We start from the raw sequence: 12,784 nt of genomic DNA on the forward strand, positions 1-12,784 counted from the left end.
CGCTGCAAAATTACAAATGGCCCCGAAGCGTGGTCAGCTCATACTGTGGATCGGCCTTGATCTGCGCCTCGGTGAAGGGCAAGCGCGGCCACTGCTTGTTTGAGAACGCCTCAGTCTGATCCCGCGAATGCTTTGAAGCCGGGTCGCTGGCGATCGAAAAAGCCAGCAAGCCCTGCGCCTGTGGGCCGTGCTCGTCGAAAGTCACGGTCTGCAAATAGCTGGTGCCGCTGACCACCTCACGTTTGCCACCCTCGACCGGAACACTTTGCATGGCGTTGTACACCCCCAGCGTGGCCGGGCCGCCGTGGATCGGAGTTCGCTGACCTGCACTGTTGACCCCCTGGATGTCACCCCAGGTCATCTCCGGCGTTAAGCCCTGCTCCGCCACGGTAGCTGCTGACGCCAGCAGCGCGTGCTGCACGGCTTCGACCACGGCCGGTTGCTCCAGGTCCAGACCACGCGGGGTGTGCTGCGGATCTGCCGGATTGAAAGGCACCCGCCACACCTCCGGGACATCAAGCAGTTGAGCCATGATGTTCTGAAAGTGCACCAGCCCCATCCCGCTGTTCAGATTCGCCTGTTGATCCCACGCCTTGAGGCTGGCACACACAGGGCCTTGCCGGGCTTCACACACGGTCAGCAGGTCGGGCATGACTTGCCCCGCCAGGTACACCCGGTCGTCCATCACCATGCCTTGCAAATCTGCGACGCTGACACGCCCCGGCTGACTCAAGCGTTGCAGGGCAAAACGCGCACGCGGCCCCAGCGGTTGGCGGTCCTGGCTGATAAGCGGTGAAAACCCGCTCAGCGGCGCGTTGGGGTTGGCCATCCAGGCCGAGTCGTTGGAGTGCTGCACATAATCGTTACGGCGCAATTGCGGCAACTGGCTGGCCGGGTAAATACCTGGCTGCGCCGCGCTCGGGTCAATCGTCCAGTCGCAGGCACTGCGGCTGCCATCGAGCAAAATCATTTCAAGGCCCGCACGCGGGTCACTGCACGCCGCCAGCTTGGCCTTGTCCACGTAGGGCACCACCGACACGTTCATGTACAACGCCTGCCCTTGATCATCTACCGCCAGGGTGTTTACCCACGGAATCCCTTGCAGGGTATTTACCGATGCCTGCAGGGCATCGAGGTTGCGCGCCTGATTCATCGCGTACCACTGCTGCAAGACACGGTCATTGTTCAGGTTGGCATCACGCAGGCTGAACGCCACGTGGTTATCCCAATCGAGCTTGCCCGGCCATTGCACCATCGGCCCGAATACCGAGCTGTAGAGGGTGCGCGACACCGGCACCAGGCTGCCATCGGCCTGCTTGACGTTGACCGTCAGGGTTTGTTTGTCCAGCGCTCGCGACTGACCGTCGAGCAGGTAGCGTGTCGGGTCTTTGGGGTCGAGTTCAAGTCGATACAGGGTGAAGTGCCTGGACGTATCCACGGTATGGGTCCAGGCCACGTTCGCATTGAAGCCGATGTTGATCATCGGCAAGCCCGGGAGAGCCGCACCCATCACATCCAGCTTGCCGGGGATGGTCAATTGCATCTGGTAAAAACGCATGCCGCCCACCCACGGAAAATGCGGGTTAGCGAGCAATATTGCATGGCCAGTTTGCGAGCGTTCGCTGCCAATGGCAACCGCATTGCTGCCGCGATCCAGGGCAAAACGCTGCATCCGCTCGCTCGCCACGGCAAAGCGCTCAGCCCCCGGATTGTGAGTTGCAGCGTGTGATGCTGTGAGCGGTGGCGCAGCGGCCACCAACGCTTCCCCGAATTGGCCGGCACCGCCTTCGACCAGCAAGCGACGGGTCAACTTGACCACATCAGCCGTGGTGATCGGCCGCACCGACGGGTTATCACATTGCTCAGGCAGGCCTTTGCGTTCGCCTAGCTGGCGGTTGTAACCGGCCACATAGCCTTCGATCAGGTCATGCACTTCAGGCGTTTGCGCTTGCCAGAAAGCAGCCACGGCCTGCGGGGTATTGAGCCAGGTAAAAAACAGGTCGCTGGAGAGGTTATCGCGCTCTTCGAGGGTCATCTGCTCTGGGCCAAAGTACCTCGAACGCTCGCCGTTGACGGTAACCACTTCATTGGCCAGCAGGCACAAGTTGTCCTGGGCGTAGGCATAACCGATGCCATAGCCCAACCCGCGCTCATCGGCCGCGCGAATATGCGGCACCCCAAACGTGGTACGACGAATCTCGGCACTCACCTCGCTGGCAGGTGTCTGAGCCAATACGGACACACTCAGGCTCAGGCATAACGCAGCACAACACGACTTGCTCAGCGGCTTGGAAATACTCACGCGGACTCCTGCTCGATCAGTACAAAAGGCCCGGCTGCGTCATCGATTGAAAACCGCGGGCCGGGAACAGCCTGTACAAGAAACGAAGCAGGTTAAAAAAAATTAATAATCGCCTAAAACCCCCGGCCACACGGGACCGAATCGCGATTGAGAATAATTCACGACAAAATTTCTACATTTTGATGTTCATGATTTACGCCGCTCATTCGTCTAGTTAAGTAAGAGCGCTTTTTTATTTTCCTGATCAGGCTCTGAAAGGAGTTTTTGCATGCAGAACCCGCAATTGCCAACGGATGGCAACCCACAGCGTCGCAATACCGCTTTTCAGCCTGACCCAGGCCTGCTGGAAGCGCTTGCGCCTTTGCAAGGTAATGAACGGATCCGCCAGCTACTCAAATGCTTCGGGCTGCGAACCAGTCTGGTGCGTCTCAAGGTCATCGATGCCTTGCTGACTGCCGCCGGTAACGACCGCAGGCTGGGGGTGCGTGGCATGCACAGCCACTTGCTGGCGCTGGATATCCCGCTGTCGTTTCTGAGTGTGCGTGAAGTGCTCAAGCGCTTGTGCAGCGAAGGCGTGGTGGTCCTCAACAGCGACAAGAGCTACAGCCTGCATCCACAGGCTGAAGCCGTGCTGATGGGTAAAATCGAGGCTTAAAGCTTGGTCTTGCGGCGCATCACACCGTTGATCACCACCACAACCACAGCCACGCCAATGGCGATGTACTGGAAGGTTTTTTCGGTGATCACGCCGGTGTTTTGCAGATACGACAGACCAAACATGATGCCCAGCACCACCAGAGCGATCAAAATCGAGTACACCAATCGTTGCTTAGGAGTCATTACCTGTTCCTGAAAAATAATGTGAATTGCCGGAGATGAATTGAAACAAACAGGGTCTCATCTTACAGCCGGGGAAGCTTTTTAGCTGCCACCGGCTCAACCCTGAGGATTTACAGATGTTACGTCGTGTCATTCGGCTGGTTCCGCTGTTGCTCATCCTGGCCATGAGCGGGTGCGTATTTTTCCCTGACCATGGATGGCATCACGATCACCGCTATTACGGTGGTGGCCCTGGGTATTACCAACGTTAAGCCTGTACTGCGTCTACTAACCCTGTAGGAGCGAGCTTGCCTCGCGATCTTTTTAACGATCAAAAGATCGCGAGGCAAGCTCGCTCCTACAGCGGTTTACCGTTTAAAACCGCTGTCGGGCCGGCTGCACAGGTCTACCAACCAGTCGACAAACACCCGCACCCGCGGTGACAGTTGCCGATGCGGCGGATACAACGCCGTCAACGCCAGACGCGGCGGCAAGCAATCACTTAGCACCTCCTGCAAGCTCCCCTCCCGCATCTGCTGCGCCACGTGATAACGCGGCGTCTGCACCAATCCATAACCGGCCACGCACGCAGCCAGGTAGCCCTCGGCACTGTTGACCGAGACTTGCTTGGGCAGGTTGATCAAACGTACGTCATCGCCAAGCTGAAACTCCAGCCCATAGCGCTTGCCCGAGGCGCTGGAAAAATACTCAATCATGCGATGCCCGTTCAAGTCGTCCAGCGATTGCGGCACGCCATGGGCACGCAAATAATCCGGACTGGCGCAGGTCATCTGGTCCATCTGCACCAAAGGTCGCGCCACCAGTGAATCGTCGACAGTCAGGCCGCCGCGGATCACGCAATCCACCCCCTCGCGAATCAGGTCGACGGGCCGATCATTAAGACCGATTTCCAAATCAATCTGCGGGTAGCGACCGGTAAATTCCGGCAGCGCCGGGAACACCACCAGGCGCCCGACGGCTGCTGGCATCTCAACCCGCAAGGTGCCCTTGGGCTGGCTGCCCCGGAACAATCCCTCAGACTCTTCAAGGTCCGCCAACAACCGCACACACCGCTGGTAATACGCAGCGCCATCGAGGGTGGGGCTCACTTGCCGTGTAGTGCGATGCAACAGCTGCACCCCCACATGCGCTTCCAGTTGTTTGATCAATACCGTTACCGATGCCCGGGGCATTTGCAGGCTGTCTGCGGCCTTGGCAAAGCCACCCAGCTCGACGATACGGGTGAACACCAGCATCGCGTTAAATCGGTCCATGCCTCACCCCTATTATTTAGAAAATACGAACAGTGATAGCGTTTCTACCCGGTTTATCTGCTGCGTGTCGAGGTAAACAATAGCGCCACCCCCACTCAGGAGCACCTCACATGCACACTCGCCAACTCGGCAACAACGGCCCGCACGTCAGCGCGATCGGTTTAGGTTGCATGGGCATGACTGACTTCTACACCACCGGTAGCGATACCCGTGAAGCCGTGGCCACCTTGCACCGCGCACTGGAGTTGGGCGTCAACCTGCTCGACACCGCCGACATGTATGGCCCGCACACCAACGAAGAACTCATCGGCAAAGCGATCCGTGGCAAACGCGACCAGGTATTTCTCGCAACTAAATTCGGCATTGTGCGCGATCCAGCCAACCCGTCGGCCCGCGGCATCAGCGGGCGTCCCGACTATATCCAGGCGTCTGTTGAAGGCAGCCTGAAACGTCTTGGGGTCGACACCCTCGACCTGTACTACCAGCACCGCATGGACCCGAACGTACCGATAGAAGAGACCGTGGGTGCGATGGCGGATCTGGTCAAGGCAGGCAAGGTTCGTTATCTGGGTCTGAGCGAAGCTTCGGCGGCCACCCTTGAACGGGCACACAAGGTGCACCCCATCAGCGCACTGCAAAGCGAGTACTCGCTGTGGAGCCGTGACCAGGAAGAAAACGGCTGTCTGGCCACCTGTGAGCGCCTGGGCATTGCCTTCGTGCCATACAGCCCGCTGGGGCGAGGCTTTTTGACCGGTGCCCTGAAAAGCCCGGATGACTTTGCCGCAGACGACTTCCGACGCACCAACCCGCGTTTTCAAGGTGACAACTTCGGCAAAAACCTGCGGCTGGTGGAGCAAGTACAAGCGCTGGCCGCTGACAAAGGCGTCACCGCCGGGCAATTAGCCTTGGCTTGGGTATTGGCACAGGGCGACTACCTGATCCCGATTCCGGGCACCAAGCAACGCAAATACCTGGAAGAAAACGTTGCTGCACTGGACGTACGGTTGAGTTCAAGCGAATGGGCCGCCCTGGCCGCCATCTTCCCGGCGGGCGCGGTGTCGGGCTTGCGTTATGGCGAAGAGTCGATGAAGCATTTGAATCGCTGAAACAGCACGGCGTAAACCGCGTAGTCGCTGACGAGGCACGAAGGCTGCGATACGGGCCGCAGGACCGCCGTCCAGGGTCGCTTCGCAACCCATCGCAGCCTTCGTACCTCGTCAGCGACTACGGGGGGGGGTTGCTCTAAAAATCCCGTTTGTAGAAAATATCCAGCGAACTGGCCAGACCGCTGGCCACTTCGACGTACACCCGCTTGCTCAGTTTGTAACGCAAGGCAATGGTGCTGGCCGGCTCAAACACGCCATAACCGTAACGCACGCTCAGGCGCTCGTTGATCTTGCCGCTGGCTACCAAGGCGGTGTTGTCGCCGCTGCCCTCGGTATCCAGCTCGAAATCCTTGAGCCCAAGGTGGTTGGCCAAGCTGGTGGTTACCCCCGAGCTGCCCATCAAGCCCAACCCCAACGCCGCTTGCGCGAGCATGTTGTCGTCTTCACCGGTACCGGTCAGCGGACGCCCCAGAATCAGATATGACAGCGCCTGTTCCTGGCTCATGGCCGGTTCGGAGAAGATCTGCGTGGTCGGCTGTTCGGCGCTGCCAGTAAGGCGAATCCCGGCAATCACGTCATCAGTCTGGCGCACCGCTTCGATGTCCAGGTAAGGCTGAGAAATCGGCCCGGCAAACAACAGGCGAGCCCGGCGGATGGTCAGCTTCTGACCATAGGCCCGGTAGCGGCCATTGATCAGGCGCAGTTCGCCGCGGGTGTCCAGGTCGTTGCCGATATGAAACTGCCCCGCCAGATCGGCGTTCAGCCCAAAACCGGAGAACGTCAGCAACTCCTGGCCCACCACCACGTTGATGTCCATGTCGACCACCATCGGTGGCGACGCGGACTCATCGCCAGTGTCTTGCCCGACGATCACCGTGTCATCCGACACCTTGACCGTTGAAGGCGGCAACTCGCGCACGGTGATTTCACCTTTGGGGATATTCACCGTGCCCGCGATCAACAAGGTGTTGTCCGGCTTAAGCGAGATTTTCAGGTCCGGGGCAACGTCCAGCTTGGCGTAGGGTTCAACCGTGACCGGCAAGTGGTTGCCCTTGAGCAACACATTCACGGCCATGGCCTTGCCCCAGGCGACATTCCCGGTAATCGTGCCCTGCCCTTGCTTGCCGCTGGTCCAGCCACCGTCCAGTTGCATGGCTTCACCCATGATGTGGGCTTTGAGCTGCAGATTTTCGAAGCTGGTCGGCAGCTCGGGGCCGGAGATCTCGCCGCCCGTGAGCGACACATCACCGGTGATGTACGGCGCGACCAGCGCCCCCGAAATCGACCCGGAACCGTTCAACTGGCCGGTGAGTTTTTCAACCATCGGGGCGAACGGCCGCACCACTGAGACGTCCAGGCCGGTCAAGCGGAAATCGCCGGTGATCGGCTTGTTTTTAGGCAGCGGGTTGATTCGCGCCGACAACATCACCTGCCCGAGTTTTCCGCCATCAAAGTCGAACTTTGCATCGACCCGGTTAGGGTTGAGGTTGCTGGTCAACTTGAACGCCTGATACGGGAAATCAACCCACTGGCCTTTGTCCTTGATACGCAAGGTGCCGCCGCTGGCATCCACCACCACCTGGCCTTTAGGCCCGCTGGCGGGTAAATCGAGTATCAGGTCGGCATTCAGCTGGCCTTGCCACTGGAAGTCTTTGGGGAACCATTCGGCGAGGCTGTCGAGCGGGAACTGCTTGAGGTGCATGCGCAGCTTGGGATCCGGCATCAAACGCTGTTCTTCACCGCACAAGCTGGCCGGGCCAGACGTCAGGCACAGCGCACCGAGATTGATCCGGCCATTAGCCAAACGCTCAAGCCGCGCCGGGTTTTGCAGGATCCATTGCTGCGGGCCATATTTGATGTCACCGCTGAGCAGGCGCCCACGCCAGTTGTCTTTGTCGAGGCCGCCGTCCAGTGCCAGAGCGAGTTGCAACATCGGCCCCTGCAAGGCCAATTGCAGTTGCTGGCGCTTGATGTCACCGCTGCCCGTGGCCGTCAACACACCAAACGGCGTTTCACCGGCCTGGATCCCGCTGCCTTTAAGGTCGAAGCGACCGCGCTGGGATTTATCCAGGCTGGCATCCAGCGTGAGGCTTTGCAGATGGTTATCGGCAAAGGCCACTTGCTGGCCTTGCAAGGTGACTTTACCTTGCGGCGCCTGAAGCGTACCCGCCACGTCAACCCGGCCCTTAATTTGGCCACGCAGTTCTGGCCACAGTTGAGCCAGACGCGGCAGGTTCAAATCAAGTTGCGCCTTGATTTGTTGCTGCAAGCTGGCGGTGCCATTGATGCGGTTATCACCCACGCGAATGTCCAGAGCGCTCACGGTCCAGGCGTCGCCCTCACCGGTGGCTTTGGCCTGAAGCATCGCAGGTTGGCCACGCAGGCGCCCTTTGAGGTCGAGGTTGGCGTCCAGTTTGAGCTGTTCATTTTTGAACTCGCCGGTGCTGCGCAGCGGGCCCGCCAGGGTGCCCGGCAGTTCAGCCACCCAGTACGCCGGGTTGATCGCGCTCAAGTCCAGCGCCGTATCCCACGCTACGCCATCGGCAAACTGCACATTGACGTGGCCCCGGGCTTTGCCCTGCCCCGCCACCAGCTCCAATTGCGGCATGAAGATTTTTTCGAGGTCACCACTGAACGGGCTGCTGACGCTGAAGGCGCCCGCAGGCCCGGTCAGGTCGGCCTTGAGGTTGCCCAGGTACTTGCCGTCGGTATAAGACACTTCGCCATTGAGCGTGCGCAAATCCACGTCTGGCTTGGCAATGACCGGGTACAAGTTGTGCCAGGGGAAGTCCAGCCAGTCGACCTTGGCCTCGGCACTCAAACCTGAATGCCAATCCACCTGGCCCGACAGTTTCAAATGTTGCTTGTCGTTGGCGGTCAGGTCGAGGGCACTGACTTGTGCGCCCTTGGCATCAACCCGGCCCTTGAGCAAGAGGCTCACCGGGGCTTGCTCGGCAGGCAAACTGGCGCTGCCTTCAAGTTCATAACCGCCAGTGAGGTCGCCTTTGGCCGACAATGCCAACTGATTCAGTTGCAAGGTGTCTGGCAGTTCGCTGCTGGGCTTGAACTGGGCCGAGGTGATGGTGACCTGCGCCGGCAGGTTTTCGGCCAGCGGCTCCAGTGCGCCGCTCAAGTGAGCGTCCAGGTAGCCTGTACTATCAGCGACCAGATTGATCGAGCTGCGCACATGGCCGTCAACTTTCAACGCCAGCGCCCACGGCTTGTTGTCTTGCTGCGGCAGATTGACCGTACCCTGCAAGGTCACCGGCCAATCACCCACAGGTTGCAACAGACCCGACAGCTCGACGTTCAGGTCTTCACGCTCGATGCGCGCCGAGTCGATCTGCAGCCCTTGGGCTGTCCACTTGGCGGCAATCTGTACGCCTTTAAGTTGCTCAACACCGTCAAACACGATGCTGCCCACTTTCACCACCCCGACTTCTATCGCCACTGGCAACTTCAAATCAGGTAACTCAATCGGCCCGCTGCTGCTGTCTTTTTCACTCGGGGCAAATTGCAGGTTGACCTTGTCGGCCTGCAACTGATCGATGCACAGAGTCATGCGCATCAAGCACGAAGGCGACCAGGCAAAAATCGGCCGACTCACTTCGACACGATCAGCCCCTTGCTCCCACACCAATTGATCGGCGCTCCATTGCGCGCCCAGGCGGCCAGCAAAGTTGTCGATATGCAAGCCAGGCACTTGCGCCAGCGCCCAGCGGCTACCCGCTTGCGTGCCCAAAATGGCAGCGACGCTGACAACTACCAGCAGCACTAACGCCAACAGCACCAGCCCCGCTATTTTCAAACCACGAATCACAGTTCTGGCCCCATCGAGAAGTGCAAACGAACGCCGCCATCGTCATCCAGCGCATGGGCCAGGTCGAGACGGATGGGGCCTACCGGCGAGATCCAGCGGATGCCCACCCCGACCCCGGTTTTCAAGCTTGGAAAGTCGAGGGTCTTGAAGGCGTTACCTTTGTCGACAAACGCCGCCCAGCGCCATTTTTCGGCAAATTGATACTGGTACTCGACACTCCCGGCCAGCAGGTAGCGCCCGCCGATACGGTCACCGTCGGAGTTCTTGGGTGACAGGCTCTGGTAGTCATAACCGCGCACGCTCTGGTCACCACCGGCGAAGAAGCGCAATGACGGCGGGATGGATTTGTAGCCATTGGTGGCGCTGCCGCCAAACTCGATACGGCCCAGAAAACGGTGCTTGTCCCACAACGTTTTCAGCGCCTTGAACTGGATATCGCCGTGCAGCAGGTTGGTGTCTGACATCAACCCTTGCTTGGCCACTTGGGTGCTCAGGTTGACGCTGTAACCGTGGCTGGGGTCAATCCGGTTATCGCTGCGCAAGACTGCGTAGGACAGGCCCGGCATCAACAAGGTGCTCAGGCCCGAGTCATCACCCAGGCGATATTCTTCGTGCTGCCATCTCAGCGAGACAATCCGCGTCCAGCCGTTGTCCAGTTTGCTGTGCCACTCAGGGCCGACCGTGAGCAATTTACTCAAGGTGTCGGTGTTGGCAATTTCTTCGTACTGATAACCGGCGGCAAAACGCAGTTTGTCAGTCAATGGCGGATCGAGCGGAATGTCGTACCAGGCCCCGATATTTTGCTTGGGCTGGGAGATTTCAGACTCAAAACCGTAGCTGTCGCCCCGAGGGTTGTCCCAGTGACGGGTCCAGCTGGCTTTGCCGCGTGGGCCGGTGTCGGTTGAGTAGCCAAGGCCCAGGGTCATGGTGCGTGGCTTGCGGGTATCCAGGTCTACATCCACCGGGATCACTTGCCCCACCGCCGTACTCGGCGCGGCATCAACGCGCACGGTTTCAAAGTAACCGCTCGATTGCAGGTTCTGGTTTAACTCGGCAACCAGCTCGGAGTCATAAGGCGTATTGGGCTTAAAGGGCACCAGACGGTCGAGCAAGGTCTGGTCAAACGGTGCGTCACCGGCAAAAGTGACTTTGCCCAGCAGGTAACGCGGGCCGCTTTCGTAAACCAGATTGATATCGGCATACCCGCCTTTAGGGTCCACCAACAGTTCGTGCTTGAGGAACTTGCCGTTAAAAAAGCCATAGCGCAGCGCACGGTTCTGGATCATGCGCTTGGCGTCTTCGTAGTTGCCCTGATTGAGCACGGCGCCAGGTTTAAGGTCATCACTGACCGGGATTTCAAAGGCTTTGAGCGAGGCCGCAGGGCCTTCGACGCGCACGGTCACATTGCGCAGATGCACGGGCTCGCCGGGGTCAATGTGCAACACCAGGCGCGGCGGGTCGCCCTCTGGCACATCGGCTTCGATCTTGGGTTGGTAATAGCCCAAGGCCTGTAACGCTTTAAGGGCCTGCTCCTCGGCGCCACGCTTGAAACGCAACAAGGCAGCCTCGTCGCGATCGCCGAGGCTGCCTATATAGCCTTCCACGTTGGCCTTGAGGGCATCGTTTGCCGGTTTGACCTTCACCACCAATTCGCTCTGGGCATACGCCGCAAAGCTGCTGATCAGCAGGACAACACCACTGGTAAATCTTCCTGGAAACTTCATAGGAGCGGATGCTATCACGGGCTGAGGGGGTCATAGAGCGCGCCAATGGGCAAAAAGTTGCCCTTAAGCCGTTGCTGCTTGTAACACCTGAGGGTTGGCGTGAAAGAAAACGTGCTCAACGATGGGCCCCAAGGGAACCTGACCAATTTCGACATAACCATGACGCTTGTAAAACTCCTGATAGCGCGGGTTACTGCTGTCGAGGACGACACCTTCTGAATGTTCGTCCACGGCGCACCAGTTATGTACCGCCTCAAGCAACTGTTCGCCATAGGACAATTCTTGAAAATCAGGATGAATCGCCAACAAAGGCAGCATATGCACGGCATCGCCCGGCACGCAGGCCAAGACCGCCTGATGGTATTCAAGGTAGCGTCGTGTACCGCGCAAGCCCGCCGTCAGCACCATGCGCAGTTGCCACGCCCAACTCTCAGTAATGCCCAGGCGCCGTTGCGGTGGAGCAATCAGTGCGACACCGATGAGGCGGTCATCGACCAGCAAACCCAAGGCGGGTAACTGCTGGAAAAAATGCTGTTTGACCAACGCCCGAACCGTGGCCCGCACCCGCTGCGCGTAGCCCTTGCGATGGGCTTCAAACACATAACGGAAGGTCGGGTCATGCATATACGCCTCATACAGCAAAGCCCGGGTTTCTTTGGAGTAACCGCTGTCGAGCTGGCGGATCTGGCAAGTGGCATTCAACGTTTGCTTCATGACGGTCAATCTCCCTGGCGTCGCTTAGGTTGCGGCACTTCTCGAGAGTACGAGCTCGCGAGGGCCGCAACAGTTCCATCTGCTTGGATGCTTCCTACGTTAGCAGTCCATTTGCCCCACTGCACGCTGGCCGCTAACATCGCAGTTTTCCTCAGGACTGCCCGCCCATGAAAATCGTTTCTTTCAACATCAATGGCCTGCGCGCTCGGCCGCATCAGCTGGCAGCGCTGATCGAAAAACACCAGCCGGACGTCATTGGCCTGCAAGAAACCAAGGTCAGCGACGAGCAATTCCCCTTCGCCGATATCGAAGCGCTGGGCTACCACGTGCACTTTCACGGGCAAAAGGGCCATTACGGCGTTGCCCTGTTGTCACGCAAGCCCGCGCTGGAGCTGCACAAGGGCTTTGCCAGCGACGAAGAAGACGCGCAACGACGCTTTATCTGGGGCACCTACGCTGACGACAATGGCCAGCCGGTGACCATCATGAACGGCTATTTCCCACAGGGAGAAAGCCGCGACCACCCGACAAAATTCCCGGCCAAGCAGCGTTTCTACAGCGACCTGCAACAGTTGCTGGAAGGCCAGTTCAGCAACGAACAGCCGCTGGTGGTGATGGGTGACGTCAACATCTCCCCGCAAGACTGCGACATCGGCATTGGCCCGGACAACGCCAAACGCTGGCTGAAAACCGGCAAGTGCAGCTTTCTGCCGGAAGAGCGCGAGTGGTTTGAGCGCCTCAAAAACTGGGGCCTGGTGGACAGCTTCCGTTACCTGCACCCCGAGGTGGCGGATCGCTTCAGCTGGTTCGACTACCGCAGCCGCGGGTTTGAAGACGAACCTAAACGTGGCCTGCGCATTGACGTGATTCTAGCCTCGCAGGCGCTGGTGCCGCGCATCAAGGCCGCCGGCGTCGATTACGACCTGCGCGCCATGGAAAAACCGTCAGACCATGCACCTATCTGGCTCGAACTGAACTGATCTAAATTTGTAGGAGCGAGCTTGCCTCGCGATCTTTTAAAGGTT

General features: G+C 59.0%; 9 protein-coding genes. 3 read left to right on the plus strand and 6 right to left on the minus strand.

Features of this window, described 5'->3' with window-relative positions:
• Positions 1 to 10 precede the first annotated feature (10 nt).
• Complete coding sequence (locus GHO41_RS03390) at positions 11 to 2,302, minus strand: acylase (RefSeq protein WP_371928829.1); 2,292 nt, start codon at positions 2,300 to 2,302, stop codon at positions 11 to 13.
• A gap of 268 nt (positions 2,303 to 2,570) precedes the next feature.
• Here GHO41_RS03390 and GHO41_RS03395 point away from each other — a divergent pair, with 268 nt between their 5' ends.
• On the plus strand, positions 2,571 to 2,957 hold the full coding sequence (locus tag GHO41_RS03395) for a fe2+ zn2+ uptake regulation protein (RefSeq protein ID WP_048373124.1): 387 nt from the start codon (positions 2,571 to 2,573) through the stop codon (positions 2,955 to 2,957).
• Here GHO41_RS03395 and GHO41_RS03400 read toward each other — a convergent pair.
• Together GHO41_RS03400 and GHO41_RS03405 are read right to left on the minus strand one after the other, a co-directional pair.
• Positions 2,954 to 3,142 carry a hypothetical protein gene (locus GHO41_RS03400; RefSeq protein WP_048373123.1) on the minus strand — a complete coding sequence of 63 codons (189 nt, stop codon included), beginning with the start codon at positions 3,140 to 3,142 and terminating at the stop codon, positions 2,954 to 2,956. The genes GHO41_RS03395 and GHO41_RS03400 overlap by 4 nt on opposite strands.
• Positions 3,143 to 3,489: 347 nt before the next feature.
• Positions 3,490 to 4,395 carry a LysR family transcriptional regulator gene (locus tag GHO41_RS03405; protein ID WP_153432970.1) on the minus strand — a complete coding sequence of 302 codons (906 nt, stop codon included), beginning with the start codon at positions 4,393 to 4,395 and terminating at the stop codon, positions 3,490 to 3,492.
• Positions 4,396 to 4,505: 110 nt separating this feature from the next.
• Here GHO41_RS03405 and GHO41_RS03410 point away from each other — a divergent pair, with 110 nt between their 5' ends.
• A complete protein-coding gene (locus tag GHO41_RS03410; protein ID WP_153432971.1) occupies positions 4,506 to 5,501 on the plus strand; it encodes an aldo/keto reductase in 996 nt (331 codons plus the stop codon).
• 136 nt (positions 5,502 to 5,637) lie between these two features.
• Here the strand turns inward: GHO41_RS03410 and GHO41_RS03415 are convergent, their stop codons facing one another.
• The 3 genes from GHO41_RS03415 to GHO41_RS03425 all read right to left on the minus strand — a co-directional run bounded on the left by GHO41_RS03415 (position 5,638) and on the right by GHO41_RS03425 (position 11,759).
• Entirely contained in the window at positions 5,638 to 9,321 is a 3,684-nt protein-coding gene (locus GHO41_RS03415; protein WP_371928830.1) for a translocation/assembly module TamB domain-containing protein, read from the minus strand.
• A complete protein-coding gene (locus GHO41_RS03420) occupies positions 9,318 to 11,045 on the minus strand; it encodes an autotransporter assembly complex family protein (RefSeq protein ID WP_048387351.1) in 1,728 nt (575 codons plus the stop codon). Before GHO41_RS03420 ends, GHO41_RS03415 begins: the two co-directional genes overlap by 4 nt.
• A gap of 63 nt (positions 11,046 to 11,108) precedes the next feature.
• Positions 11,109 to 11,759, minus strand: coding sequence for an N-acetyltransferase (locus tag GHO41_RS03425; protein ID WP_153432972.1), 651 nt, complete (start codon positions 11,757 to 11,759; stop codon positions 11,109 to 11,111).
• Positions 11,760 to 11,926: 167 nt separating this feature from the next.
• On the opposite strand from GHO41_RS03425, the gene xthA reads away from it, so the two are divergent.
• Positions 11,927 to 12,739: an exodeoxyribonuclease III gene (gene xthA / locus GHO41_RS03430; protein WP_048373109.1), complete on the plus strand. Its 813-nt coding sequence runs from the start codon at positions 11,927 to 11,929 to the stop codon at positions 12,737 to 12,739.
• Positions 12,740 to 12,784 lie beyond the last annotated feature (45 nt).

It is taken from the genome of Pseudomonas sp. FSL R10-0399, assembly GCF_009600165.1.
Lineage (GTDB): Bacteria > Pseudomonadota > Gammaproteobacteria > Pseudomonadales > Pseudomonadaceae > Aquipseudomonas > Aquipseudomonas helleri.